Source organism: Marinobacter sp. ST-43 (assembly GCF_030541085.1).
GTDB classification, from domain to species: domain Bacteria; phylum Pseudomonadota; class Gammaproteobacteria; order Pseudomonadales; family Oleiphilaceae; genus Marinobacter; species Marinobacter nauticus.
Genome location: NZ_JASSVO010000002.1, coordinates 314,158 through 340,509 on the forward strand (window position 1 = coordinate 314,158; position 26,352 = coordinate 340,509).

Genomic DNA, 26,352 nt, shown 5'->3' on the forward strand with positions numbered 1-26,352 from the left:
ACATACTCGACATATCAGACCGTAGCCCGCGCACATCTCCGGGGGAACCAGACATGCCAGAACAATCCATCGAAATGACGCCGGACAGCTCTGTCTACAAGGCTCTGCTGGAATCCACAAAGGCGATTCCATGGAAAATCAACTGGCAGACCATGGCGTTCGAATACATCGGCCCGCAGATAGATGCATTGCTGGGCTGGCCCCAGGATAGCTGGAAAAGTGTCGAAGACTGGGCCACCCGTATGCATCCGGAGGATCAGGAGTGGGTCGTCAATTTCTGCGTCAAACAATCGGAGTGCGGCGTCGATCATGAAGCAGACTACCGCGCTCTGCATCGGGACGGTCACTATGTCTGGATACGTGACGTCGTGCATGTTGTTCGCGATGACAGTGGCGAAGTAGAAGCCCTGATCGGCTTCATGTTCGACATCAGCGAACGCAAGAAAACCGAGGAGAAGCTGATAGCCCTTCAGAAGAAACTCGAAGAGTACTCATTCAAGGATGGCCTGACCGGTTTGTCCAATCGACGGATGTTCGACACCGTTATTGAAGACACCTGGCTCAGCGCACAGCGCAACCGTCAGCCGTTATCACTGATTCTTCTCGATATCGACCATTTCAAACAATACAACGATTTATATGGCCACATTCAGGGCGACGAATGCCTGCGACGGGTTAGCTCCGTGCTAGCAAAAGCCATTAAACGCCCCAAAGACTTTGTGGGACGATTCGGTGGCGAAGAGTTCGTCATTGTTCTGCCGGAAAGCGATGCCGATGCCGCCGTGAGAGTGGCGGAGCGATGCATCAGTGAGCTGCTTCGTGAACAGATTCCCCATGCAGATAATTCGGCGAGCCAGCTGGTAACCTTGAGCATGGGTATCGGTACCATTATTCCGTCGCAGAATGATTCACTAACCGAATTTCTGGCCACTGTGGATGGACGGCTCTACGAAGCAAAAGACGCAGGGAGAAACCGTATTGTTGCGGCCTGAATCACTCAGGACACAACATTAACTAACCGCAACCACTGAAAGACACAAATGTAAAGCAGAGGAATCCGAGCTGCCTCATTGAACACCGGTTGAATATCATAGTGAGCTCCCAAATTCTCAACCGAAAACGGAGCATTCTCATGAAAGGGAAACTCGGACTTCTCGCCGCCATGCTGGTTCTGGCCGGCTGTGCCACTGCTTCCGAGCAATTGCGCGTTTACACCGAACAGTATCCTCCTTATAACATGACCACCAATGGTCAGCCCTTTGCCCATTCAGAATCCGAAATCACCGGCCTCTGCACCGATGTGCTCAAAGCTGTTCTAGAGAATGCCAAGGTCGACTACAGCATCAAGCTGCGAGACCTCAGCTATGGCATGAACCGCGCTCAACGGCACGAAGACCATGGTATCTACTGCGTGTCCAAGACAGACGAGCGGGAACCCTTCTTTGAATGGGTGGGACCACTCTCCAGCATCAAGTGGACCCTGTTCGCCAAGCCCGGCTCCAGCATCAAACTGGACGATATTGAGGATGCCCGTGACTACCGTATCGGTGGCTACAAGGGCGATGTGATGACGGGATACCTGGAAGACAAAGGATTCGATGTTTCCGCCATCACCAACAATGGACTGAATGCCAAGCGGCTGGAACAGGATCAGATCGATCTATGGGTGGCCGATGGCCTGGCAGGCCCCTACCTGGCCGCCGATGCCTCCGACGTGACCGGCCTTGAGGCAGTTCTTGTTTTCCGCGAAACCCCGATGTATCTGGCCATTAACAAGGACTCTGATCCCGACCTGATCAAAGCCCTGAATACGGCTTACCAGGCCATGCAGGAAAGCGGTGAGATAGACACCATTTCGCGTTCTTACGGGCTCTGATCGCCAAGTGGCTTTTTGCCGGCCCCGCCAGCTCTCAGGCTAACGCGGGGCCAGCAGCTTACGCATTGCTCACCTGAAACTGACCGGTCAGGTTTTTCAGCTTGTTTGCCGACACGTGCGTCATCTCAGAACTGGCCGTCAACCCCGCGATCACCGTCGTCATGAAGCTTACGCTGTCAGCAACGCCACTGGTCTGGGCACTCTGGACCGCGTTGGTTTCCGCAATGCCCGAGATCGCCCGGAAGAGCTTGTCGACCATGTGATGCAGCTCGGCATTGTCATCCGACGCTGCCCGGGCCTGAGCCAGACGGGTCTCCATTTCTGCCATGCCGTCTTCCATCGTGGTTACGGCGCGCTGAGTTTCTTCCCGCACCCGATACAGACGCTCATCAATTTCCGTCGTGGCCTGGGCTGTCCGACTGGCCAGTTGCCGTACCTCATCGGCGACGACTGCAAATCCCCGCCCTGCCTCACCGGCCCGAGCCGCTTCTATGGCCGCATTGAGCGCTAGCAGATTGGTCTGGGCAGCAATGTCGTTGATCATTTCAGCCGCCTTGCCGATCTCATCCGTGCGTTCACTCGCGGCGCGGATACCCTCGGCCGAACGCACGATAACGTCGCGAATGCTCTCGGTTTCACGGCTGACACGGGCAAACTGATCTTTAGCGCGAGCCACCACATCTTCCATGCTTACCCGCATTTCCTGTGCGGTGGTCGAGGCATTTTCGATTTCGTTCTGCTGCAGATCTGCGCCCTTCAGCATCTGCTCTATGTCGTGTACCACCTGCTGAATCTTTTCATCCGCCTGGCGGTTCTGACCCACAAGGTGTTCACTGGCGGAGCGGGATTCACCCGCAAGACTGATGACCTGCCCCACCATGCCGTCGAGGGTATCCAGAAAGCTGTTCATCCAGCGCGCGAGATCCCCGCTCTCATCCCGCTTGGTCTTGCCAACATCGAGACGCTGGCGCAGATTCCCGCCTCCTTCGGCAATGTTTCGTATGACATCCGCGAGTGATGACAGGCTATCTGCCAATGGCTTGGCGGAACTTGCCCGGAAGATGACAAGACCCAGGAGCGCAACCATCGCGTTCACGGAGGCTTCCAGCCACAGGGGAGCACCGCTTGCCGAAACCGCTACGTTGGCTGCCCAGATAAGCGCCATAAGGACCCCGAGCCGCGCTGTCAGTCGATAGCTGACCGAACGTTTCCGATACACCTCCTCCAGGTCGCCTTCACACATCATGCCCCAACGATCAGGAGACCCGGGTAACTGGAAGGTCACGCCTTTGCCAATCACCGGTATGTGGCGATAGTCGGAATAGCCGGGGTACTTAACGTAGAGGTTTTCACCGCGGGCCATGGTTTCCCGTACCCCCGGGTGCAACTGCCCCGTAGCCGGGTCGGTAAAACGTATTTCGAATTCGGTGTGTTCCCGAATCCGTACTGTACCGAAGCCCGTACGGATTCCGTCTTTGAGGTTGTCGCCGTGACTGAAGGTAGCGTCTTCAAACCGCGAGCGCGACAGGGCAACTCCCGGTCTGATCGATGGATCAAACTGACTGTCGATCATGAAAATGTAGTTGTCGCCAGACTCTTCAAAAATGTGCCCGGCCTCGCGCTGAATCAGGTCACTCATGACATCGTTCGGAACCCGGGCACAGACTGCCGCTGCCTGATTGCCAGCAAGAGCGACCGGCTGGTAGAACATCAGCGTGACATCGTCATGAAATCTGGAAGTTGTGGCACCAAGCTGCAAGGTGACCGGGTCACTGTAGGGCCCGTGGAGAAACCGCTCTCTCACCCCTCGTTGCACGGCCGCGGGCATGAGGCCTGCGGCTCCGTTTCTGCCGGTCACCGTCGAGGCGACAACAGAGCCATCTTCTTTCACAACGAAAAGCTCGGAAATTTCCCGGAGGCGCGTAACGGCCGAATCCAGTACCTCTGAAATGCTATCGTGTTCGCTACCCTCAAGTCGTGCCGCAAGCCCCTCAAGGAAGGCCCACTTGCCATTTGCCCAGTTAATCAGCGCTTCGCGACGGGTTTTCGCGATGCTCTCGAATATCTCTTCATTCGTTGCATATTGCTGGCGGTTCAAAAAACAGGACCATCCCATCCGCAATTTACCTGTGGCCCCAAACCAGGGCAACCAGCCCCGCTCATCGGATGAAAGGTTCATGGAATCACTGCGTAAAGTCATAGCGCGCCTTCCTCAATCGGTACTGCATGCCTGCACGACAACGATGTGGTGCAAACATACCTGCTTTCAGAAGGAAGCTAAGCAAAGAGCGGGCCTGAACCGGCGGACCGGTCAAAACCTGAAGGGAAGTAGCAACTGCCGGATTCAAACGATGAGAGAGGCGCACCATCGAGGTGCGCCATCAAAAAAATGCACTAAAGAAGGGCGAGGCGCCCCTGGGCTCAGCGGGTCTTCAGATTCTCCAGAAACTCAGCCATTTCTGCTTGCATGTCGACAACACGTTGCCGCCATTCCGCCTTGTAGGCCGCAAACTCCTCGCTCAATTCGCTCAATTGCAGCTGGGCTTCGGCGGCGGTCGCAGTGCTCTCCGCAAGCGTTTTCAAGTTGACTTCAGACAACTGCTCCCGCTGGTCTTCAAGCCTGATTACCGTTTCGTTCAAGGTACGTCTGTCCTGCGGCGTTGCAGATGGGGTAGATTCAAGGGCTTCCCGCAGGGATTCAGACAGCTCTTCCAGATGCTGGCTCAGCTGGTCACCGTACTCTTCAGCCAACGCCGACATATCTTCATTCATACTCTGGGCCTGTTGCTGCAACTCCCGCCCCAGCCTCTCAAGCTCTACCGCCATCTCATCAGATTGATTTGCCCAGCGACTCTTGAGATCTTCACCCAGTTTTTCCAACTGCCCAACAAGACTTCCCCAAACCGGGCCCTGTTTCAGGGCATCGCCGGTGCGATAATAATCCACCAGCCAGTCGTCACCTTTACGTACCAGATAGGTTAAGGACTCCGTGGCTTCGTTCTGGCCCTCCAGACCACTCAGGGTGGTGGTTACCCGGGCCAGATTGTCGTCAATGACCACACGCCCCCACTCAACACTCACGTTCTGCCATTGCTGTTCAAAACCATCGAACGCCGCTTCATCGACCAGGGTTGAATAATCTGCGGCCGCTTCAGCATCCTCTTCAAGTACAGCTTGCCAAAACGCTTCCGATACTTCCTGGGGCGATTCCGGGCGACTGCACCCTGTCGCCATGAGTACGAAAAACACCAGAAAAGGAAAAAGTACATATTTCATTGATCAACCTCATCGATCGCTCGGGAACAGTGACCCGGATTTTACATCAGGTGAAGGACAGCATTAGCGACGATTGCCCATCGTTAAGATATCGTCGTACTCCCACACTCTCACCACTGCACCGCCCGAAGTGATTCCGCTAATGGTCTCAAGCTCGTTGACCATGGCCGACGCTACGGCTTCCGCGTCAATCGCCCGATATTTTCTCAGTGGCCCGATCAACGCCCGATTCGCAACCGGCATGACGGCCACACCAAGAGCCTCGGCCGTTCGAGCCTCCTTGCGCTGCCCCAGCAACAGGCTCGGGTGGTAGATCGCAAGATAAGGAAATTTCAGCGCCCGGACATTTTCCTCAAGCTCTCCTTTGACTCGATTGTAGAAAACCGGGGATTGCGAAGATGCTCCGATGGCCGACATCAGAATCAATGCCCGTGCACCTGCGTTACGGGCCATCTGAGCTGCCTTCAATGCATAGTCATGATCGACCTTGCGAAAGGCTTCTCTGGAGCCTGCCTTTTTCAGGGTTGTTCCAAGACAACAGATCAGGACATCCACCTGGAAAGCGTCAGGCTGAGCCTCCATCGCATCAAAATCCATGAAGCGCTGCTCCAGTTTCGAATTTTCCACGACCATCGGCCGGCGAACCGGAGCGATCACAGTCGATATCTCCGGCTGCTCGAGGAGCTTCTCCACCACCATGCCTCCGGTCAGGCCGGTAGCGCCTAAAACCATCACCTTCATTCGGTGTCTCCCTGTGTTCATCGCTTCTGATTGGTTGCCGGATTGCGTAGGATGATACTCGTAAACACCCGAATCCGAGCTCTCAACACGTGCCACTATGCTGAAATTATCCAATGCCGTCGAACTGGCAGACTGGGAAATCCAGATTACGCAGATACGATCCCAGGGGGCCGGCGGCCAGAATGTGAATAAGGTTGCCTCTGCCGTTCACCTCCGGTTCGACATCCTGCATTCCACCCTGCCGCCGTTTTACAAAGAACGTTTGATGGCATTGTCCGACCAGCGCATCAGTAAAGACGGCGTGATTGTGATCAAGGGGCAGTCTTTCCGCACGTTTGAGCAGAACAAAGAGGACGCGCTGAACCGACTCAAGACTCTTATTCAGGAGGCAGTAAAACCGCAAAAAGCCCGCCGGCCAACACGACCGACAAAATCCTCCCAACGGCGGCGTGTGGATAACAAAACCCGCCGTGGGGAGATCAAATCCCTGAGGGGAAAAGTAAAAGGCTAAGTCAGCCCCTGCTCTTTCGCCAGGGCTGATGCGGCCCGGGGACCGGTCCACAAAGAAGGGAGAATAATCAACGACACCGGAATGGCTGTGATGACAATGAACTGTTGCAACACCCCAATCTGACCGGCCCCCATATAGAGAAGAATCGCGGCCATCAGTGCCATGGCGCCACCCCAGAAAACGCGAATCCAGGGTTGCGGCTCGTCATGGCCGGCCCCCACCATCGCAATGGAGTAGCTCATCGAATCTCCGGTTGTCGCCACAAAGATAGTGGTCAACAACAGGATGGCAGCCGCCATCCAGGTGCCCCCCGGCAGTGCCTGAGCAACCGTCAATGTGGCGACATCAAACTGAAAGCTGTTGAGGGCGTCGGTCAAATCAAACGTGCCAGACAGCTGATGATAGATGCCGGATCCACCCAGCAACGTGAACCAGATGGTCGTAGCGATGGGTGCCAGTATGGCGACCGCCATGATGGTTTCACGGACGGTTCTACCCCGTGAGATTCTCGATACAAACACTGCCATCAAGGGGGTATAGCCAATAAACCAGGCAAAGAAAAACACCGTCCACCACTTCATCCACCAATCGGGCGCCGTTTGTGCTGTCATCGTGGCCATGGAGAAAAACGAGCCCAGATACTGCCCCATGGATTGCACGTAGACATCCGTAAGGAATAGCGTTGGGCCAAACACAAATATAACGCCGGCGATGACCAGCGCCAGGATGACGTTGAAACGACTGAGCAGCTGGATACCCCGATGCAGTCCGGTCATTGCGGATGTCATGTATACCCCGGCCAGCACGGTCAGAACCATGAGCTGGGTGCCATAATCATCGGAGACACCAAAAAGCTCATGCAAGCCAAAGCTCATCTGTGTCGCCAGAAAGCCGATCGGGCCCACGGTGCCGGCAACCACGGCGATCACGCAGGCAGCATCCACGACTCCGCCCAGGCGCCCGCGGACGACGCGCTCACCTAAAACGGGATAAAGCAGCGTACGTGGCTGCAGCGGCTGCCCTTGGGAGTAATGCGCGCGAGAGAGCACGATGGCCGTTAATGAACCAAGCACAGCCCAGGCGAGAAACCCCCAATGCATAAATGACTGGGCTAGCGCAGGTGCAACGGCGGCAGGGGATGCGGCTTCGGTATCAAACGCCGGCGGGGTGACCACAAAATGATAGATCGGCTCACCGGCTGCGAAGAAGACTCCGCCACCGGCCAGCAACGTACACATGATCATCGATAACCAGCGGAACCGGCCAATCTCCGGCTCATCCAGCCCTCCAATCCTGGCCCGACCGGCCCCGCTTACGCCCGTGGCAACCGCCACAAAAAACGTGAGCAGCAGGAGCAGCTGGAAAAAAGAACCAAGATATTTTGCGGTCCACGAAAAACCGTGACCAATCAGGTCAGCCACGTAATCGGCATCGACAACAGAAGCACCAACAAACAGCAGAATAAAGCCAATGGTCAGAACCAGCACAACGGGGTCACTGTCGCTCCAGACGCTCTCGCCTGCCTTGGGTTTAGGGATAGTCTCGGCGGTCATTGGGAATGGGTCCTTGCGGCAAAAAGGGCGCGACACTACCGGAACTCTCAAGCGATTGCACCCAACTACGGGGAATTACGAACCTGCACGGCTGCGGATCACTCAGCGGTTTGCCCACAGAATCTGTGGATAACTCTGTGCGAAGTCTCAGGATAGGTTCGCCCGACCCTCGTCATCCCTGGGGCACCCGATGTTGGAGGCAATTTGATCAGGTTGTCCGATTCCGCCAACGGGGCCTGACAAGCTGACGCAAATGAGCACAGAAATTCAAGGCGGCTATGGCACGATGAAAACTCAGCCACTCTCTGAAAGAGGTGATTCATGATTGGCTTTCCGGTCGCCCTGATTTTTGCCAACGGCGTTGAATGGTATGCCCATAAATACATCCTCCACGGGACCCCACGGCCGGGAAAACCCAGATACAGCCCGGTACCGAAGTCCATGAAAAGCCACTGGCAGCATCACAAGATCGTGCGCACCACGGATTACCGCGACGAAGGCTATGAAGAAGGGTTGTCCAACTGGCGCACCCGGAACGAAGTCGCCTCCCTGCTTGCGCTCACTGCGGTTACCTCTCTGGCGCTACCGGTAGCCCCGTTTTTTACACTGGGCACCTACTACGCGGCCGGCCGGTACTTCTATGTGCACCGGCGCTCTCACCTGGAACCCGAGTGGGGAAAGAAGGCCATTCCCTGGCATTACGATCACCATATGAACACCAATCAGGACGCCAACTGGTGCGTCACCCGTCCCTGGTTCGACTACATTATGGGGACCCGTATCAAAGCAAATCCGGAGCTTGCCGAGTCCAACCCTTTGGGTATCAACCTGCCCTCGATCATCGAGAACCCCATGAACCGGTTTTTGAACAAGTGTTTTCCACAGCTACGGATGAACCAACAGGGCTGATTGGTTTTGCCCACAGAATCTGTGGATAACGTTGTTGGCAACGACAGGATAGGCAGTGCAAAGCGTGCAGTGGCAGGCCCTGGCGGAAAGCGCAGGTAAAATGATCAATCTGAACAGATGGGCGCTTCGCCAGGTTGGGTGGGTGTTGGCACACCCACCAATAGCTTGTTTTTTGGTCGCTTCAGGCGGGAACAGTGGCTTCGATAGCGTTGCCTGATTCGGTATCACCTTTGCCCAAAAGAATATCCCGGAACGAAAGATAATACGCGCCCGCGAGAACCGCACCCCAGACAAATGACACGATAATTGTAATCACCGTCATGCCAACAACCGATGCGGTTGAAGCACCAATTGCGAACGTGGGGAACAGTACCAGTTGAGTAACAACCATCGCGTTTACAGCAAAGAAAAGCAGTACAAACAAGTTCTTGAAGCACGCGCGCAGGCTGTTACGAACAGCCTCTAAAGCCCCCTGTCTGGCAACCACAATCAACGGGATTGCATAGAAGAACAACGCACCGAACAAAACCAGCGCGCCAAGCACTGCAATGAACATGATCAGAATCGCAGCAATACCTGCTGAGGGCCCGAAGCCATCATCCATGAAACCACCCATGCCATAGCGGCTAACAGATGAAAACGAAAAATCGGCAATACTTGCGATCACGTAGCCAATAACGGACAGTACAATGCCGACGACAATCATCATCACTACCATCAGGAAAGTATGAATGATCGTGTGCCCGCTGAAGCCGGAAAACACCTGGGTAAACCGGGGAGTCCCCTCGGCTGCGCTGTGGAACAGAGCCACCATACCGGCGTTGAGTAGCAGCGTTACGAAAATGCTGACAATCACCAGCACCACGGTGCCAAAGACACTGCCACCGGAAATCATCTCCATCGCACCATATTGAATCAGCGCCGGAACAAGAAACACCAGCAGATAGGCGGGCAGAATCACGCCCCAGTTACTGCGCAGCAGTCGCACCGCCGCCGAAATCCAGTTCAGTGGTGGGCCGGCCGGAACTTTTCTCGGGATAACAGGGGTGTCGTAAGAAGTATCAGTTGGGGTGCTCACAGCAGGAAGTCCTTAATGTGTTTTCCAGGAATGTCGACCATGTAGATGGCCCGTCCAAGGGGGCGGACGTTAACAAAACCTGCCGTTTAGCAATGCCCAATATTGTCCTGCTTCCTTGTAGGACATTGTCCATTGAACCACAAAGCTGGATTACCGTCCCGCAGACCGAAACAGCACATAGTTTCCAATCAAAGCCAACAATGCCCCAAGAAAGGCTGGCAAAGTCCATGAAAAGCCACTGGCAGCATCACAAGATCGTGCGCACCAAGGATGACCGCGACGAAGTCTATGAGGAACCCGAGTGGGAAAGAAGGCCATTCCCTGGCACTACAATCACCATATGAACACCAATCAGGACGCCAACTGGTGCGTCACCCGTCCCTGGTTCGACTACATCATGGGGACCCGCATTAAAGCGAACCCGGACCTCGCGGAATGCAACCCTCTCGGAGTGAAGTTACGCACCTTTGTCTAACAACCGTTGAACCGTCTATTTCATCGTCTTTTTTGGTAGTGCAATCATAAATTGTCCGAACCTAAACAAAAGCGAACATTCAGAAACGACCGAATTGACTATAAGAGTAGTGGCATAGTGAATCTGGCCACCTGATTTTAAGTGTATGATCACTCGTAGAGCAAGTCAGGTGGATTGGATGCCAAAGAAAATAAATTTCAGTCCGGAATTCCGTCTGGAAGCGGCCCAGCTGGTGATTGACCAGGGCTACACAATGAAAGCGGCCTGCGATGCCATGGGGGTTGGTAAATCAATCATGGAGTATTGGGTGCGCAGGCTTCGAGCCGAGCGATCAGGCAAGGCACCACAAAAAGGTGAAGCTCGGACTCCCTGAGCAATTCTCGATAATCGAGCGACTTGAAGAGAGCTATGCGGTGCAGCGCCTGCGTCGGGTGTTTGAGGTGTACCGCAGCAGCTACCGGGCCTGGCGTGACCGAGACAGAGAGCCTTGCGAGGCTGAGAAAGCGCTGCTGGACGAGGTTGTCGAGGCGCATGCTGTCAGCAACGGATCTGCTGGCGCTCGCAGCCGCTAGGGCACGCTTACAAGAAGGCGGATCAGCCACAGTTGGATATCCCGAATCTTCTGGAGTCTGAAAGCAGAATGGGGGCCGGAAATCGGATGTCCATGCTTTGCCACGGCGAAGCAATCGGTCACGGACTATATGATCGGTTATTGCAGCGCACTGCGGCCTCATAAATACAACGGCGGATTGCCGCCAAATGAGGCAGAACAGGCCTATTGGAAAACTCAAAAGACGGTGGCCTAAAACACTTGACCACTACAAACCACCCTGACCACATTTTTGATGTGGCCAGGGTTTCATGTCTACAGTTGGTCGTAGGCCAATGACGTATAGGGCGCACAGCCCAAGTCTTCAAACTCAGCCTTGCTCATGTAGGTCGCTTTTGGCATAAAGTCACCCAATACTGACGCTTCATCGCCAGCGGTCATAGTGTTCTGGATTGCCTGGTTAAAATCATCAGCTGGCAGCATATTGCGCACAATCAGAAACGCGGAATCAGGGTCGTCGGTTTTTCCGTCAACAATGCTGAAACCGTCGCCTTTGTTGGGCCAGGGCAGATAGCCAACCCCGCAGTCAGAATCGGCATTTTCGGGGCGATTCTCGGGCTCGCTGGTCACGATGGTGTAAAAACCGTCAGGGTTGATGAAGATTTGCTCGTCATACAGGCATTCTTTCACCGCCTGGGAGTAGTATTCGTTCTGGCAAAGTGACCAGTAGCGCAGGTCGTTTTCGTTGAAAAATTCCTGATCGTTCAGCGTTTCTGGGATTTCAGGAATTTTCCCCCTGATAACGACCACGTCCCCGAAATCTTGGTTCAGGAACGAGTAAAGGTACTGGTTATCTGCGTTGGCGTAAAAGGCGGTGTTCCGTGGGGGGTTGTTTTTACAGTTGCCCTGAAAGTCGCATTGAAACAAAAACGCCGTTCCATAGCTGGCCCTGAACGCCGGGGTTTCACGGGCCGGCTCGAAATTGGCGCGCAAGGTTTCATAAGTGTCCGCTGGCACAAATGGAATGCCAAGCGGGTCAGTGCCGGCAGACATGGCAGCACAGGCTTCTTCGCCCTGAAGAGTGCTACCGTCGGCCAGGTGTAGCGTCACTCTTGGCAGCCCCACATCGCCGGTCCAATCGGCACCGATGTTGGGCACGTAGTTGCGGTAAATCAGTACCGCTTCCTCGCCCGCCGCGCTGGTTGCGTCATACAACGTGTTGTCTTCAGACGGGTTTGCCGGGTCGTTTGGGTCACCGGGTTTGACCGTGACCAGATAACGGCGGGACGGATCGGTGCGAACCGCGCCATCAATAAAAGGATTGATAGAGCCGGCTTCGGCAATGATGTTTTTGTCTGTCAACGATTGCGCCGGTGTTGTGTTGGCCCGGTAGCTGTTGAAGGACATGTATCGGGAGTAAGGGAAATCTGCTTCCAGGGTGATGTAGGCACCGTCCTCCGGAAGCGTATAGGCGGCAGACCAATAGATGGCGCCGCTATCCGGGTAGGCGAAGTTGAAACCCTCGTTCTCTTTGACGTAAGGCCCAACCCACAGACAATCACTGGGCGGTGCTGAAAACGCCGTGGTATCAGACACCATGGTCGTGTCAGAACTGCTAGAGCCGTTGCAACCCATCATCAGGGCTGCTGTACCCGCAACCAGAAGCAGACTCCTGGCGGGAAACCTGTTTTTCATTGTTTTCATGGTCATTTCATGGTCCTTTTGCTTTAGGGTACTACGATGTTGAATTCACTGTTCGGTGTCTCGAACAGCGACAGGAACCGCACCAGTTGAATCGTGCTGCCTTCCAGTTCCAGGGCGTCGGATGTCAGCATTTCGGTCACGCCGACTTCTCCAATCAGCAGACGGGTGAACAGCTCCCGAGTGACTCTCAGCGTTGATTCGGCGTGGTCGAGGCTGGCATCTTTGTGGACATGCAGGACGGAATTCTTAACCGTCAGCAGATAGGATTCATTGAGGTCGGTAAACACAATGGCAATGCGTCGCTCCACGCCTTCGGCATCCTCCGCATTCAGGCGCACCGACATAGTCTGAAAGAACTTTTCGACCGGTGTTTGCTGAAGAATCCCGAGTAGGGTGGACATATCCATCAGTGGTTCTTCGGGTGCGCCATGGCGCAATTCGTAGGCACCGCTGAGATAGACGTCTCGCCAGGGTCCCGATTCGGCCTGATACCCCATCTGATCGTAGGTTTCGGCGAGTAAGGTTTTGGCCGATTCGTTGTCTGGCTCATCGAAGACCAGATGGTTCAGAATTTCTGCGGTCCAGCGATAGCTACCCTCGTCAAACGCGGCACGCGCTTTTTCCAGCAGGGCATCAGCGCCACCGGCAAGAGCGACATACCGGCTGGCGGCCTTCTCTGGCGGCAGCGGATCCAGGTTCGCGGGGTTGGCGTCGTACCAGCCCATGTAATACTGATAGACCGCCTTGCTGTTGTGTTTCAGCGTACCGTAGTAGCCTCGGTTGGAGAATGTCTGAGCCAGTTCTGGCGGCAGTTGCAACCGTTCGGCGATCTCCCTGGAGGTGAATCCGTTATTGAGCAGCCTTACCGTCTGGTCATGGATAAACTTGTAGGTGTCGCGGTGCAGCTCCAGGTAGTCAACGATTTCGGTGCGCCCCCACACAGGCCAGTGATGACTGGCAAAGTAGACGTCGCTGTCGGCGGAAAGATCGATGATCTCGTCGATGTAGGCACTCCACTTGAGCGCATCCCGGACTTTCGTTCCACGCAGCGTGTACAGATTGTGCATAGTCCGGGTTGCGATTTCGGCACCGCAGTATGCGGCCAGTTCGGGTATTCCGAAGGTCAGCTCTGCCGGTGCCTCAGAGCCGGGCGCATTCTGGAAAACAAAATCCAGCCCGTCGATGTTCAGGCGCTGCCCGGTGGTGTCGATAATTTCGGTGGGTGTGGCAATGCCAAAGGTGCCGTAAGCAGGTGACTTCCCCAACCCCGAGCCCACATGGCCATGGGGACCCTTCGCCAGTCGGCGGCCATACATAAACGAAGCTCGCCGCGCCATGGCCGTTCCAGCAATGATATTTTCACTGGTTGCCTCGTCCATGAAGCCAATCGGGGCAATCACGCGAACCTTGCCGGCATCGTAATCGTCGCGGTTGATAACACCCCAGGCACCGGCGAAGTGATCGATGTGGCTGTGAGTGAAAATCACGGCAACCACTGGTACATCGCCGAGGTGTTCCCGAACCAGCGCGAGTGCGGCCTCAGCGGTTTCCTCTGAGGTCAGAGGGTCGACGATGATCAGTCCGGTGTCGCCCTGGATGATGGTCATATTGGCCAGATCGAACCCGCGGACCTGGAAAATGCGGTCGGTAACCTCAAAAAGACCGTGAAGATTATTCAGGCCGGCTTGGCGCCAGAGACCAGGGTGCGTGCTGTCCGGTGATGCGCCGTCAATGAAGGTGTACTCGTTGAGGTCCCAGATTAGGTCGCCCTGCTTATTCCTGATGATGGCTTTCTCACCTTCGAAGGTACCGATGAAGCCACGATTTGCGGCTTCATGGTCGGTGGTGTCGCGTTGGGGCAAGCTTTCTATTGCCTTTTGATTGCTCGAGGCTGTGTAAGTGGAGGCCGCAGTGAAGCCTTGGGAGTGCTCGCTGAGCTCCCTGCCTGTCTCACCACTGCAGGCTCCAAGTGTTGCTGCGAATAAACCGACAAATAATGCGGACAATCCGCTTCGAGCCGATACCTTTTCCATGATTCAATGCGCTCCGGTCACGTTGGTCGTGTTATCGTTCTATGACAAACTGAAAATGATATAAGGGCGCAACCAGCTAAAGCTGGTTGAACGCCGCCAATCTTTGGTGAAATTACGACAGTGACAAAAACTCGACCCGTCGCAGACTTTTCCACGATTGCCAGTTGGGCACGTTTCATCCTTGCCGGTTTTAAGCTGAAAGGGCTTGATACCGATAAACTGCTTTGCGAAGCAGGTATACGTAGCAGCGATCTTGAAAATCCCAATGGCCGGATCAAGGTCGCTCACATGACCCAGTTGTGGGAGCTGGCTGCGCGCGACAGCGCCGACCCATTGTTTACTCTCCGTCTTGCGGATCTTGCGCGCGCCGATATGTTCAGCGGGCTCAGCCTGGCCATGATGTTCAGCGATACGACGGGTGAGGCCATCGAACGAATGTGCCGTTACAGCGGCGTTGCCAGTAGTGCCGCCCATCTAGAAACCATTCCCCGCAAGAACAACTCACTGGAGGTGGTTTTCCACCTGCAGATGCCGGTGGCGGGCGAAGCCCTTGAGGCCTTCATGGCCTGTGGCAGCCGCATTCTGAAACAGATTACCGACGACAAATTCCGCCCTCGCGAGGTTCATTTCAGTCACGATAAGTCTGGGCTCAGGGCGCAATTTGAGGCTTTTTTTGAGGCGCCGGTTTTTTTCAATGCACCGGTCTGCAAGTTTGTCGTCGATGAGCAGGTGCTGCGCTTGCCTTGCTACCAGTCAAATCCGGAGCTGGTTCAGAATATGGACCGCTGGATGAAGGAGTACCTTGAGCGCACAGACTCGCTTTCCATCACCGGCCAGGTTCAGAAGCTGCTCCTTGAAGGCACGATTGACGGGAACGTGGATCAGGGCACAGTCGCCCGCCGGCTGGGCATGAGCGCCCGCCGGCTGCAGAGGGCACTGGAAAAGGAGGGCTACAGTTTCCGCGAGCTTCTGGAAAAATCGAAGCGTGAAATGGCTGAGGAACTGCTGAGCCGCCCAGAACTGTCACTGACGGATATCTGTTATTTGCTGGGTTTTTCCGACCAGAGCAATTTCACGAAAGCCTTCAAGCGATGGACCGGAAAGACGCCCTCGGCTTATCGCATAGCACCCCGATAAAAGGATGTATCAGTATTAACGGGGTAGAATCCGTCGGGCCCCACTGTGTTTCAGCGTCAACCCCAAATCTCAATGTTCGCTTTGCGACCAGGTTGGCCAGCAGAGAACAATCTTTTGAGCCATACTTAAAGGCCCTTACCCTCCGAAGAGGGCCACGTCATGACGTTTCCTACCAGCAAAGTTCCCTGGAACAAAGGGAAGCTCGTCGGCCAGAAGCTGCCGCTCAAACTCGAACAAATATGGGCTATCCGTATTCGGTTAGAGATAGCAAAGAACATCCGCGAGCTGGCGATGTTCAACATGGCAATTGACTGCAAACTCCGATCCTGCGATCTGGTAAAGCTATTGGTTCGAGATATTTCCAGAAACGGTGAGGTTCTGGACCGGGCGCAAGTCATCCAGCAGAAGACTAGTCAGCCTGTTCAGTTTGAGATAACCAAAAAGACGCGCGAATCGGTCGAGGCATGGATCGAGTTGCGCGGACTTTCGGGTATGGATTATTTGTGGCCGAGCCGGATGCGAAAGTTCGACCATATCACTACTCACCAATACGCCCGTCTTGTCAAAAAGTGGATTACCAGCATCGGACTTGACCCTTCGGTCTACGCAACCCATTCAATGAGACGCAGCAAAGCGACATTGATCTACAAGAAGACCAAAAATCTTCGAGCCGTTCAGTTGCTGTTGGGACACACGAATATGTCGAGCACCGTGCGGTACCTTGGTGTGGAGGTTGAGGATGCTCTGGAGATAGCCGAGAGTATTGAGATCTAAATGCGTAACTTGGCTCCTTGGTCGCTGGATGTTGCAGACGCTGGCAGATCCGGTTGATGAACACCTTCGGGTTTCGATCAGGCTCCTTCAGTCGTAAACAAAAGCGAACGTTCGCGCACCTCGGTTCGATAAATCTGCCTATCTTTTCGTAGTGTCCGCAGTGACGGGGTAGAGCCTCAAGAGGTCGATTGGTTCAGAAGCTAATCCCTTTGGCTTTTTGTTCCAATGTCTCCCTCATGTAGAGATGCAATGAGCGGGCACGCGATGCTGTCCGGCCGTGCGTGGCATTGACTGACCATGTCGCTCAGAGCCTTCTCAATTTTGACCAGCCTTTCGATCTTTTCACGCACATCCTTCAGCTTGTGCTCGGCGAGCGCACTGGCTTCCTGACAGTGAGTGCCATCTTCCAACCTTAAAAGGTCGCCGACCTCGTCGAGACTGAAACCCAGCTGCTGCGCCGTTTTAACAAATGTTAGCCGATCAATATCGGCGGAACCGTAGCGTCGAATACCACCTAGAGGTCGTTTGGGTTCCGACAACAGATCTCGCCGCTGGTAATAGCGGATCGTCTCGACATTTACATTGGCCGCCTTGGCCAAGCCGCCAATAGTCAGTGAACTGGCTTTAACCGACATACTGCTTGACTCCGTACTTGACTACGGAAGTAACCTTATCGCATCGAGTCCATGGGCAACAGGTGTCAGCGTCATGTCGAAATTCAAATCTAAATCCGGAGGTGCTTCTCTCGCTGTCGGGGGCATGGCTGGACTTCTCGCCTCGGCGTGCTGTCTCGGGCCATTGGTACTTATCACTCTGGGCGTTTCCGGTGCCTGGATCGGCAACCTGACAGCTTTGGAGCCCTATCGACCGCTGTTCATTGGCGCGGCCACCGTCGCCATGTTCTTTGCCTGGCGACGAATCTATCGCCCTGTAGAGCAATGCTCACCCGGTGAAACGTGTGCGATCCCTCAAGTCCGAAAGACCTATAAGGTGATCTTTTGGGTAGTTACGGCTCTGGTACTGGTCGCATTAGTGTTCCCTTACATTTTGCCTCTATTCTACTAAACGGAGATTTTTCTCATGCGTAAACAGTTTGTACTTGCCATGTTCCTCACTTTGCTCAGCATGTCCTCCTGGGCTGCGTCTCAAACAGTAACTCTCTCGGTGCCTGACATGACCTGTGCCGCGTGTCCGATCACCGTCAAGTTGGCCTTAAGTAAGGTGGAAGGGGTGTCGCAAGTTTCCGTGAGCTACCCTGATCGAGAAGCCGTCGTCACCTTTAACGATGCGCTCACTTCCATAGAGGCGCTCACCGAGGCCACGAGCGACGCTGGTTACCCCTCCACTCCCACGGCCTCAGAGGCGACTCCGGAGGGGCAATAAAGAATCCGAAGAACCTGCTCAGGGTCGGCATAGTAGGGACTATTCTGGTTGCACTATGCTGCTTCACACCGATTCTGGTCATTTTGATGGCCACCGTGGGACTGGCCGCCCTGACGGGCTATCTCGACTATGTGCTTCTTCCGGCACTGGCGGTATTCATCGGCCTGACGGTTTATGCGTTCTGGCGGAAAAAGCACTATGACGCCAGCTACGAGAGCAACTTCAAAGCTCCAAGGAGTTTCCCGAGTGAAAAATGACAACAAACTGCATATTGCGGTAATCGGCAGTGGTGGTGCCGCCATGGCGGCTGCCCTGAAGGCAACAGAGCGCGGTGCCCGCGTCACCCTGATTGAACGTGGGACTGTCGGCGGCACCTGCGTAAATGTTGGCTGCGTGCCCTCGAAGATTATGATTCGTGCAGCACATATCGCGCACCTGCGAAAAGAAAGCCCGTTTGACGCGGGCATCAGTGCTGAGGCTCCTCAGGTAGACCGAGCAAAACTGCTTCAGCAACAGCAGGCACGAGTGGAGGAGCTGCGTGACACCAAGTACGAAAAGATACTTCGAGAACACAAGGACATCACAGTCCTGAACGGTGAGGCCCGGTTTGTCGATACCAATAGCCTGGTAGTCACGCTGGCTGAGGGTGGTGAAAAACCGGTTCATTTTGATCGCGCCTTTATTGGAACCGGAGCCAGACCGGCAGAGCCGCCAATAACGGGGCTGGCAGACACTCCTTACCTGACATCAACCAGTGCCTTGGCGCTGGATACCGTTCCCAAACGGCTGATCGTGATTGGTGCCGGTTTCGTTTCCTTGGAATTGGCTCAGGCATTCGACAGACTCGGCAGCAAGGTTACCGTTTTAGCCCGGAGCCGTGTGTTGTCCAGCGAAGATCCTACGATCGGAGAGGCCATAGAGGCGGCTTTTAAACGGGAAGGGATTGAGGTGCTTCGCCAGACCACGCCCAGCAACGTGGACTATAGCGACAACGAGTTTATCGTCGAGACGCCTGCCGGCACCTTGCGAGCCGACCAACTACTGGTGGCGACCGGTCGAACGCCCAATACCGAGGCCCTGAACCTGGCGAGCATTGGCGTGGAAACTTCACGCGGCGCAATTCAGGTGGATGAGCATCTGCAAACCACGGTCACCGGAATATACGCTGCTGGTGACTGCACCAATCAACCGCAGTTTGTCTATGTCGCAGCTGCCGCAGGCAGCCGAGCCGCCGTCAACATGACGGGAGGCGAGGCCAAACTCGACCTCAGTGCCATGCCCGGGGTCATGTTCACCGATCCTCAAGTCGCCACCGTTGGCCTCACTGAAGCCGAAGCAGTTGCTCGGGGTTATAGCGTGGACACCAGGCTGCTCGACTTGGAAAACGTGCCGCGTGCGCTAGTAAACTTTGACACCCATGGATTTATTAAAATGGTAGCAGAGCGCAGCACAGGCCGTTTGCTCGGGGTGCAGGTTGTCGCAGCGGAAGGCGGTGAAATTATCCAAACGGCAGTGATGGCGTTACGAGCAGGTTTGACCGTTCAGGAAATCGGCGATGACTTGTTCCCTTATCTGACCATGGTTGAAGGACTCAAACTCTGTGCGCAAACGTTCACCAAGGATGTAAAGCAGTTGTCCTGCTGTGCCGGTTAATCGCTCCGGCTCTGGTCAACGCGAGCACTGTCCAAAATTTGAACGTTCGCTTTGCGACCTTAGCGTTGACTACGCCTTGAAAGCGGCCAAGTTATGGTTTCAATAACCGCCTCCACAACCAGCGAAACAATGATCAAACAGCAAAGAGTTTTCCCACAGAATCTGTGGATAACTGTGTTGGCAACCCAAGGATAGCCGGTGTGAATGGCGCAACCACAAGGCCTGGCGATGAGCGGAGGTAAAATAATCAACTCGTCCTTTGCTTCAAGGTTACCGCGCTGTGTGCAACCTGTAATCGCAGCCTCGACGAAATATCCGTAGCCTGTCTCATCACATCCACAGGTCACGGTGAAAACGCATGCTCGACAGGTTGAGAAGTATTCCAGTACGCGGTTTGTTCGCCAGGCTGTTCTCCTGGTTGTTTTTCGGATTGGCCTTCGCTCTTGTGGCAGCAACCATCGTCGATGTCTTTGAGCTCCTGAATTCCGATGAGCCCTTGATGCAGGCCATGATTAATGGCGTCAACGGCAGCATTATCGCACTGGCAGTTTACGAACTGGCGATGGTGATCCGCTCGGAATACAGCGGCCGTTCAGAAACTCACGATATAGTGACTATGATGCGCCGCACCCTGCCCCGCTTCATCAGTACCGTTTGCGTGGCCATGTCGCTTGAAGGCCTGATCATGATCATCAAATACAGCCAGCTTGATTTGGCGGGGAATCTCGTTTATCCGGTTGCTATTATTGCGAGTACAGCATTGTTGTTGGCCGCACTGGGTGTGTTTTTAAAAATGGCCCCCAAAGAGATCGGTGCGAACGGGTGCGATGAGTCCTGCACGACAAAGTGAGCCCATAGCAACAGAGTCAGGTCCGTTGCTCGGGAACGCTGGTTGCGCTGACGCTCTGACGCTTGCCGGGACGAAACAACACATAGTTTCCCAATATGGCCAGCAGGGCGCCCAGCATAGCCGGCGTCGTCCACTCGAATCCCTCCAGCCAGGTGGAGACCGAAAGAGCGACAACCGGGAACAGTACCGCGGCATAGCCTGCCTTGTCGGCGCCCAGCACCTGGATGACAGTAATGTAGCAGTAGAACGCCACAATAGAGCCGGGAACGGCAAGGAACACGGTCGCTCCCCAGAATACTGAGGTGGCAGGCAGCATCCACTCTACCCCCTGGATCAGGCACCACAATCCGAGAATAAGTGCTCCATAAACCATTGCCCAGGCATTGGCCGTAAACAACGGAACCCCTGCGGCCCTCACCTTCACGCTCACCAGGTTACCCATGGAAAACCAGAAGGTTCCAGCGACCGCAAACAGTATGCTCGCGCCAGTGGCATTGCCGAGTTGGAGGTCATGCCAGAACAGCAGCGCGACACCGGTCACACCAAGGGCCACGGCGGGGTAGAGCCTCGCTGTCGGTCTGGTTCGCAACCAGAGCCAACCGTTGAACGCGTTGAACAGTGCCGCCAGAGAAAACACGACCGCCAACAACCCACTGGTCATCGATTCGGCGGCCCGATAGATCAGGAGAAAATTCACGCTATATAGCGTCAGCCCTTGCAAAAAAAGCCAGCCATGCTGGCCAGGCGTCAACCTGCTCAGCCGCCGGGTAACGGCAAGAACCGCAAGTGCAACCACAGAAGCCATCACAAAGCGATAGAACACTGCCAAATCCACAGACGCAGATTCGACCTGCAGTCGAATCGCCGTCCAGGTCAGACCCCATATCAATACAGTCAGTCCATAATGGGCACTAATGGGCATGATTCAGAGGCTCCCAGTTAAATGGCAAGTTCGGGCGTCAGGTGGTCAGATTATGGAAACGAACGCGCGATAGCTTGTCAGATCCTGCGGAACCGTGGATGATTCTTGCGGAGGCCTTGCATTATGGACAACCCAACGACAACAAACCCGTCACCGCTGCAAGACAGACGGGGGCAGCTGGACATTGCCGACAGCCTTCGCACGGCGGGCGTTGCGCCGCAGCGAATGATGAACCTGGAGCATGGAAAAACCCTCGCCCAATGGCAGAACCGTCAGGGGGAGGTTCGCTACGAGCGCCCTCGTCATCACGCCCTGAGCATCTACATCGACAAGGGCCAGCAAGCCCAGCGGATGGTCAACGGAAAGGCGGTCAGCCGCGGCTTTCCCGGCGCCATGTGCCTGTTTCCTGCGGGCAGCCGCTCCATCTGGCAAATCGGCGGGCAATTCGAGTTTTTCCATTTCTATTTCAATGATGTCGATGTCGCTCGATGTGCCAGTCAAACCTGGGATTCCGACCCGGATAAGATTCAACTGAACGAGCGCTACCACCGTGAGGATCCTATCCTGGCCCATGCAGGTAAACTCCTGGTGCTGAGCGACTGGCAGGCACCCGGCCAGGCAATGGCGATGGATCACCTGGCACAGTGGCTCCTGCTACAGGTGGTCAGCCGACACGCCAGCGTCACCAAAGCACCTCCCGCAGTTACCGGGCAACTGTCCCATCAGTACCGGCGACTGTTACAGGAGCAGATTCATGCGGAACTGGACCGGCCTCTCACACTGTCGGAAATGGCCGGCTGGGTGAATCTCAGCCCCTACCATTTCGCAAGACTGTTCCGGGCCACGTTTGGCTGCGCCCCCTACCAATATGTACAGGAACAACGGCTCATCCGGGCACGCGATCATCTGCGCCAATCAACCACCAAAATCACTGCCATCGCTCTCGCCTGCGGCTTCAACGACGCCAGCCAATTCAGCCGGGCATTCAAAGCCCGGTTTGGTATGACACCATCCCAGTGCCGGAGCGAGGCCCACTCATCAAAGAGCCGGTGAACCATCAACAACGGTTTGGCATTACCTGCCAGCGTTGATTTCGGCGAGATACCCCGCCCTCGATAACCGAGCCATCTGCCCCTCAATCCAGGCCACTCGTTCCTGAACGTAAGGCGTGGGCGAAAGCACGCTCAACACGTTCGGGTTAGGAAGGACTGCAGCGAGATGTGCAGCCTGGAGTGGCGACAGCACGCCCGCCGGAATTCGGTAGTAGGCGCGGCTGGCTGCCTGTACACCGTAGATGCCCGGTCCGAATTCTGCGATGTTCAGATAGACTTCAAGAATCCGCTGTTTAGGCCAGATCGCATCAATTGCCAGTGCCAGACCCGCCTCGATGGCTTTTCGGACAAAGCTTCGATCATTCCAGAGAAACAGATTCTTGGCCGTTTGCTGCGTGATGGTACTGGCACCTCGCAAGCCCTCTCCAGCCTGATATTCAGAGACCGCCTTATGAACAGCCTTGAAATCAACCCCGTGGTGCTCCGGAAATCGCTGGTCTTCACTGGCGATCACCGCCAGCGCCATCCATTCGGATACCTCAGATATTGGCACCCATTCGTGCTGCAAAGGCTCGCGGGCATCACCCATCTGATAACCCAGCATGAAGGCCGAGGTCGGAGGGTTCACGAACCTGAACAGCAGGATAATTGAAAACATCAGCACCAGTGCGGCTACAACTACCCAGAACATCAGCCGCAGTGACTTTCTAGCAAAAGAGGCCTTGGCCATAACCTGATTAATTACCTCGCCGGGATAAACTGTCCATAGCCCATTTCACGGCCAAATGACGGCGAGAATTGCTCGTCGTCGACCGCCAGCCGTCCATTGATCAGAACCGTTTTTACGATGCCGGGATTGCGATTGACCAAACGCTGCAGATCAAAGTTTTCCATCTCGCCCCAGTGCACCTGCTCAAGGTCCTGATTGAACCCCGCCGGATCAATAACCACAACATCGGCGCGGTCCCCTTCACGAATCTTGCCCGCATCCACACCGAACCAGTCGGCCTGATCTCCCGTCAACCGATGTACGGCCTGCTCCGTGGTCATGATGGGGTCTCCGTCATTGATAGACTCATGAACGAGCTTGAGCATGCGCAGTGGCAGGTTGTAGAACGCCATATTCCGAATATGGGCGCCGGCATCACTGAAGGTAATCAGCGACCGGGGGTCTTTCACCAGGCGTTTGAGTACCTGTTTTCGATGGTTTCCGACGGTGGTGTACCAACGAATATTCCTGCCGAACTCCACCACCAGATCCAGGAACAGATCGACGACATGCACACCACGGGCCCTGGTCACCTCTTCGAAATTCTTGCCGATCAGGGCTGCATCCGGGCAGTCGATAATCATGGCATCACCCAAAGCCCGGAGGCATCGATCACGCGCTCGGCATCGTCATCAGCAATCGGATCGGCCGTCACACGGACAACCCGGCCATCCTTGATAGCAAGATTGCGGGTAAACGAGAGTGCCCCGGTGCCGTCGAAATAGCGGCCGCCCTTGATGATGAAGTCATATCTGGCCATGGCAAAACGCCCCTTAGGATCTTGTTGTTGTGGGATGGCTATGAATCAGAATAGCCGAAGCTGGGGCAGATACCGTGTCAGTCCTCCGCTTTTCGGGCCTCAGTCGCAGGCACTTTCAGCATCAGCACAAACCCGATCAGCAGGAACAGCAAGATCGTACTCATGCCCCAACGCTGGCTGTCGGTAACCGACGTCACCCAACCCACCAGCAACGGGCCGGCAAACGCGGTTGCCTTCCCGGAAAAGGCGAACAGGCCGAACATCTGAGTCTGCAGATGCGGCGGGGCCACACGGGCCAGATGAGAACGACTGGCCGATTGCAGCGGCCCAACGAAAATGCCCAGAATCATGCCCCATATCCAGAACGCGGTGGCCCCATCTACCACCAGAATCGCGAACGCACTGCAGCCCAGACCCAGCAACGACAGAAGGATGGTGTTGCGGCCGCCCAGGGCATCATCAATCCAGGCAAAGCCCAGCGCGCCCAGCCCGGCAGTGACGTTCAGGGCAATGGCGAACTGCAGCACTTCAGTGGGGCTCATGTTGAACGTGCCGGCTGCATAGACGCCACCGAAGGTAAAAATCGTCGCCAGGCCATCGGTGTACAGCATCCTTGCGATCAGAAACCGTACGATGTCCCGGTACTGCCGCACGTGAGCAATGGATTCTTTCAGCTGGACCAGTCCAGCCCGCGTCGCTGCCCCCAGACTCAAACCGGTTGATGGCCGATCCGGGATAAAAAAGAACGCCGGCAACGCAAACACCAGATACCACACCGCTACCAGAACAAAGGTTGCCCGCACATGCTCTGCGGCGTCTCGATCAAGGTTAAAAAACGTACCGTCCGCTTCAATAAAGCCATAGAGCGCCACCACCAGACTGGCGATACCGCCCACATAACCCAGTCCCCAGGCCCAGCCAGACCACCGTCCGGTACGCTCCGGCCGAGCCAGATCCGGCAACATCGAGTTATAGAAGATGAAAGCGAACTCAGCCCCGAGTGTACCCAACCCCACCCACAGAGCGGCCGTCCAGAACTGACTCTGATCCGGCGTCACCGTCCACAACATGGCCGACGAAACCACACACAGGAGTGTAAAACTGATCAACCAGGGTTTGCGCCGGCCTGACTGATCGGCAATAGCACCGAGAATTGGAGCAAGTATGGCAATCACCACCCCGGCTATACCAACGATGTTGCCCCATGCCCGCGTGCCCGCCACTTCATCCTGAATCACCGAGACGCTGAAATACTGAGCAAAGACGAACGTGAGAATGATCGTGAAGAAGGCGCTGTTGGCCCAGTCATAGAGCGCCCATGACCAGAGTGCGGGCTTATTCTCCCTCGCACCGGGTAGGCTGGACTGTATTGATGATGGTGGCATGTCTTGCTCTTAGTCTGTTACTGCGTTGTTTCAGACTTGCTATCGGAAGGTTGTGAGCCAGAGGTATGCTCGGGGTTAGCAGCACGTTCAGCTTCAGCTTCCTTCATCAAAACCATACCGCCCTGAAGCAACAGAGACTTCAACCGGGGATCTCCCTGTTCGGCAATGCCCAGCACAAAAGCAATGGAGGCCGATTCCAGAGGGTTCTTTCGAATCAGGTTCCGTAAAGATTCTACCGGCGATGACATGCCTGAACTTTCGCCGGCATCGGCCTGTGCGCGAGATTTGGCCGGCCGTGTCATGCGATAGAAAAAAAGCACGAGCAGAAGAATACAGAAAAAACCCGTCATCGCCATCGCACCAGCTTCTCCCACGACAGGAGCCAGGGCCAGCGTGGCGGCGTTGACGAGCATGTAAAAACCGGTAATGAGCAGGGCCACCAGCAAAACCAGCGCCAGCAGTAAACCCAGAACTGCCGCGACTACCTTGCGCAGCGCGCCCTGCAACCAGGCCGAGTCAGGCATCATCAGCGATCCAACAAGCGACCCACCAACAACCCGGCCAGAAACATAAGAACAATACTGAGGAAGGGACGCTCCTCAATTTTGTGTTCCACGTTTTCCACCGCTTTGCCGCTGACATCCTTTGCGCGATCAAGGGCTTCATCGCCCCGCCGCTTTACCTGGTCAAACGCTTCCCGGCTTTCGCGGCGTATCTCGTCTCGGAGATGACTGATGTTGTTCTTCTGGCCTTCAGCGACGCTTCTGGTCAGCTTGGCCATATCTTCCTGAAGACGGCGCAGATCCTCACGTACCTGTTCGTACTCATTTTGTTGACCGGATTTCGCTTCCATCATCTTGCCTCCTTATCAGTATGATTACTGCTATTTCGGCTATGGCTGCGTGTATCCAAAAGCAACCACGGTCACTCCAACTCTAGCACAGGGTTCAAACAACGTGAT

Annotated in this window: 28 protein-coding genes and 1 pseudogene; 14 read left to right on the plus strand and 15 right to left on the minus strand. The window is 55.2% G+C overall.

The genetic code is table 11. The annotated features are described in order from the left end of the window. Nucleotides 1-53: 53 nt before the first annotated feature. Nucleotides 54-992, plus strand: a complete 939-nt coding sequence (locus QPL98_RS05675; protein WP_014422268.1) for a sensor domain-containing diguanylate cyclase — start codon at nucleotides 54-56, stop codon at nucleotides 990-992. Nucleotides 993-1,132: 140 nt separating this feature from the next. Next, on the plus strand, nucleotides 1,133-1,876 hold the full coding sequence (locus QPL98_RS05680) for an ABC transporter substrate-binding protein (RefSeq protein ID WP_022991511.1): 744 nt from the start codon (nucleotides 1,133-1,135) through the stop codon (nucleotides 1,874-1,876). A 58-nt stretch (nucleotides 1,877-1,934) separates the two neighbouring features. Here QPL98_RS05680 and QPL98_RS05685 read toward each other — a convergent pair whose 3' ends face one another. The 3 genes from QPL98_RS05685 to QPL98_RS05695 form a co-directional block, all read right to left on the minus strand. Beyond that, on the minus strand, nucleotides 1,935-4,076 hold the full coding sequence (locus tag QPL98_RS05685; RefSeq protein ID WP_303292879.1) for a methyl-accepting chemotaxis protein: 2,142 nt from the start codon (nucleotides 4,074-4,076) through the stop codon (nucleotides 1,935-1,937). Between the two features lie 221 nt (nucleotides 4,077-4,297). Further along, a complete protein-coding gene (locus QPL98_RS05690) occupies nucleotides 4,298-5,152 on the minus strand; it encodes a hypothetical protein (protein ID WP_303292880.1) in 855 nt (284 codons plus the stop codon). 63 nt (nucleotides 5,153-5,215) lie between these two features. Next, nucleotides 5,216-5,893 (minus strand): NAD(P)H-binding protein, encoded by a 678-nt coding sequence (locus QPL98_RS05695; RefSeq protein WP_303292881.1) that lies wholly within the window; start codon nucleotides 5,891-5,893, stop codon nucleotides 5,216-5,218. A 97-nt stretch (nucleotides 5,894-5,990) separates the two neighbouring features. Between QPL98_RS05695 and arfB the strand changes: the two genes are divergently transcribed. After that, nucleotides 5,991-6,404 carry an alternative ribosome rescue aminoacyl-tRNA hydrolase ArfB gene (gene arfB / locus QPL98_RS05700; protein WP_114434125.1) on the plus strand — a complete coding sequence of 138 codons (414 nt, stop codon included), beginning with the start codon at nucleotides 5,991-5,993 and terminating at the stop codon, nucleotides 6,402-6,404. On the opposite strand, the gene QPL98_RS05705 is transcribed toward arfB, so the two are convergent. Continuing rightward, nucleotides 6,401-7,957: a BCCT family transporter gene (locus QPL98_RS05705; protein ID WP_303292882.1), complete on the minus strand. Its 1,557-nt coding sequence runs from the start codon at nucleotides 7,955-7,957 to the stop codon at nucleotides 6,401-6,403. The genes arfB and QPL98_RS05705 overlap by 4 nt on opposite strands. Nucleotides 7,958-8,278: 321 nt before the next feature. Here QPL98_RS05705 and QPL98_RS05710 point away from each other — a divergent pair, with 321 nt between their 5' ends. Continuing rightward, nucleotides 8,279-8,866, plus strand: coding sequence for a sterol desaturase family protein (locus QPL98_RS05710; RefSeq protein ID WP_114434123.1), 588 nt, complete (start codon nucleotides 8,279-8,281; stop codon nucleotides 8,864-8,866). A 181-nt stretch (nucleotides 8,867-9,047) separates the two neighbouring features. Here the strand turns inward: QPL98_RS05710 and QPL98_RS05715 are convergent, their stop codons facing one another. Beyond that, nucleotides 9,048-9,944 carry a hypothetical protein gene (locus tag QPL98_RS05715; protein WP_303292883.1) on the minus strand — a complete coding sequence of 299 codons (897 nt, stop codon included), beginning with the start codon at nucleotides 9,942-9,944 and terminating at the stop codon, nucleotides 9,048-9,050. Between the two features lie 301 nt (nucleotides 9,945-10,245). Here QPL98_RS05715 and QPL98_RS05720 point away from each other — a divergent pair, with 301 nt between their 5' ends. Both QPL98_RS05720 and QPL98_RS05725 read left to right on the plus strand, forming a co-directional pair. Continuing rightward, nucleotides 10,246-10,419 carry a hypothetical protein gene (locus tag QPL98_RS05720; RefSeq protein WP_023011188.1) on the plus strand — a complete coding sequence of 58 codons (174 nt, stop codon included), beginning with the start codon at nucleotides 10,246-10,248 and terminating at the stop codon, nucleotides 10,417-10,419. A gap of 178 nt (nucleotides 10,420-10,597) precedes the next feature. Beyond that, nucleotides 10,598-11,225: pseudogene (locus tag QPL98_RS05725) on the plus strand (transposase). 59 nt (nucleotides 11,226-11,284) lie between these two features. Here QPL98_RS05725 and QPL98_RS05730 read toward each other — a convergent pair. Continuing rightward, nucleotides 11,285-12,679 (minus strand): hypothetical protein, encoded by a 1,395-nt coding sequence (locus QPL98_RS05730; RefSeq protein WP_072678512.1) that lies wholly within the window; start codon nucleotides 12,677-12,679, stop codon nucleotides 11,285-11,287. Nucleotides 12,680-12,696: 17 nt separating this feature from the next. Next, a complete protein-coding gene (locus tag QPL98_RS05735) occupies nucleotides 12,697-14,535 on the minus strand; it encodes an alkyl/aryl-sulfatase (RefSeq protein ID WP_165794768.1) in 1,839 nt (612 codons plus the stop codon). A 291-nt stretch (nucleotides 14,536-14,826) separates the two neighbouring features. Between QPL98_RS05735 and QPL98_RS05740 the strand changes: the two genes are divergently transcribed. Both QPL98_RS05740 and QPL98_RS05745 read left to right on the plus strand, forming a co-directional pair. Continuing rightward, on the plus strand, nucleotides 14,827-15,843 hold the full coding sequence (locus QPL98_RS05740; RefSeq protein WP_072678514.1) for an AraC family transcriptional regulator: 1,017 nt from the start codon (nucleotides 14,827-14,829) through the stop codon (nucleotides 15,841-15,843). A 159-nt stretch (nucleotides 15,844-16,002) separates the two neighbouring features. Continuing rightward, complete coding sequence (locus QPL98_RS05745; RefSeq protein WP_011786646.1) at nucleotides 16,003-16,617, plus strand: tyrosine-type recombinase/integrase; 615 nt, start codon at nucleotides 16,003-16,005, stop codon at nucleotides 16,615-16,617. Between the two features lie 200 nt (nucleotides 16,618-16,817). Here QPL98_RS05745 and merR read toward each other — a convergent pair whose 3' ends face one another. Next, nucleotides 16,818-17,252: an Hg(II)-responsive transcriptional regulator gene (gene merR, locus QPL98_RS05750; RefSeq protein WP_303292884.1), complete on the minus strand. Its 435-nt coding sequence runs from the start codon at nucleotides 17,250-17,252 to the stop codon at nucleotides 16,818-16,820. A 73-nt stretch (nucleotides 17,253-17,325) separates the two neighbouring features. Between merR and merT the strand changes: the two genes are divergently transcribed. The 5 genes from merT (at nucleotide 17,326) to QPL98_RS05775 (ending at nucleotide 20,503) form a co-directional block, all read left to right on the plus strand. Beyond that, nucleotides 17,326-17,682 (plus strand): mercuric ion transporter MerT, encoded by a 357-nt coding sequence (gene merT / locus QPL98_RS05755; RefSeq protein ID WP_011783480.1) that lies wholly within the window; start codon nucleotides 17,326-17,328, stop codon nucleotides 17,680-17,682. A 15-nt stretch (nucleotides 17,683-17,697) separates the two neighbouring features. Continuing rightward, nucleotides 17,698-18,000: a mercury resistance system periplasmic binding protein MerP gene (gene merP, locus QPL98_RS05760; protein WP_011783481.1), complete on the plus strand. Its 303-nt coding sequence runs from the start codon at nucleotides 17,698-17,700 to the stop codon at nucleotides 17,998-18,000. Then, nucleotides 17,997-18,257 (plus strand): mercury resistance system transport protein MerF, encoded by a 261-nt coding sequence (gene merF, locus QPL98_RS05765; RefSeq protein ID WP_014421551.1) that lies wholly within the window; start codon nucleotides 17,997-17,999, stop codon nucleotides 18,255-18,257. The genes merP and merF overlap by 4 nt, the downstream gene beginning before the upstream one ends. Continuing rightward, entirely contained in the window at nucleotides 18,247-19,653 is a 1,407-nt protein-coding gene (gene merA / locus QPL98_RS05770; RefSeq protein WP_011783483.1) for a mercury(II) reductase, read from the plus strand. Before merF ends, merA begins: the two co-directional genes overlap by 11 nt. 358 nt (nucleotides 19,654-20,011) lie before the next feature. Next, nucleotides 20,012-20,503, plus strand: a complete 492-nt coding sequence (locus QPL98_RS05775) for a hypothetical protein (RefSeq protein ID WP_011786374.1) — start codon at nucleotides 20,012-20,014, stop codon at nucleotides 20,501-20,503. Between the two features lie 16 nt (nucleotides 20,504-20,519). On the opposite strand, the gene QPL98_RS05780 is transcribed toward QPL98_RS05775, so the two are convergent. Then, nucleotides 20,520-21,425, minus strand: a complete 906-nt coding sequence (locus QPL98_RS05780; RefSeq protein ID WP_023009181.1) for a DMT family transporter — start codon at nucleotides 21,423-21,425, stop codon at nucleotides 20,520-20,522. A gap of 123 nt (nucleotides 21,426-21,548) precedes the next feature. Here QPL98_RS05780 and QPL98_RS05785 point away from each other — a divergent pair, with 123 nt between their 5' ends. Beyond that, a complete protein-coding gene (locus tag QPL98_RS05785; RefSeq protein ID WP_023011195.1) occupies nucleotides 21,549-22,478 on the plus strand; it encodes a helix-turn-helix domain-containing protein in 930 nt (309 codons plus the stop codon). A gap of 21 nt (nucleotides 22,479-22,499) precedes the next feature. Here the strand turns inward: QPL98_RS05785 and mtgA are convergent, their stop codons facing one another. The 6 genes from mtgA to QPL98_RS05815 all read right to left on the minus strand — a co-directional run bounded on the left by mtgA (nucleotide 22,500) and on the right by QPL98_RS05815 (nucleotide 26,247). Then, nucleotides 22,500-23,207 (minus strand): monofunctional biosynthetic peptidoglycan transglycosylase, encoded by a 708-nt coding sequence (gene mtgA, locus QPL98_RS05790; protein WP_011786377.1) that lies wholly within the window; start codon nucleotides 23,205-23,207, stop codon nucleotides 22,500-22,502. A gap of 11 nt (nucleotides 23,208-23,218) precedes the next feature. Beyond that, a complete protein-coding gene (locus QPL98_RS05795) occupies nucleotides 23,219-23,830 on the minus strand; it encodes an amidohydrolase family protein (protein ID WP_023011196.1) in 612 nt (203 codons plus the stop codon). After that, entirely contained in the window at nucleotides 23,827-24,006 is a 180-nt protein-coding gene (locus tag QPL98_RS05800; RefSeq protein WP_023011197.1) for a hypothetical protein, read from the minus strand. The genes QPL98_RS05795 and QPL98_RS05800 overlap by 4 nt, the downstream gene beginning before the upstream one ends. Nucleotides 24,007-24,083: 77 nt before the next feature. Then, complete coding sequence (locus QPL98_RS05805) at nucleotides 24,084-25,391, minus strand: MFS transporter (RefSeq protein ID WP_303292885.1); 1,308 nt, start codon at nucleotides 25,389-25,391, stop codon at nucleotides 24,084-24,086. A 17-nt stretch (nucleotides 25,392-25,408) separates the two neighbouring features. Beyond that, nucleotides 25,409-25,897 carry a hypothetical protein gene (locus QPL98_RS05810; RefSeq protein WP_227501119.1) on the minus strand — a complete coding sequence of 163 codons (489 nt, stop codon included), beginning with the start codon at nucleotides 25,895-25,897 and terminating at the stop codon, nucleotides 25,409-25,411. A 20-nt stretch (nucleotides 25,898-25,917) separates the two neighbouring features. After that, nucleotides 25,918-26,247, minus strand: coding sequence for a YqjD family protein (locus tag QPL98_RS05815; RefSeq protein WP_011786381.1), 330 nt, complete (start codon nucleotides 26,245-26,247; stop codon nucleotides 25,918-25,920). Nucleotides 26,248-26,352 lie beyond the last annotated feature (105 nt).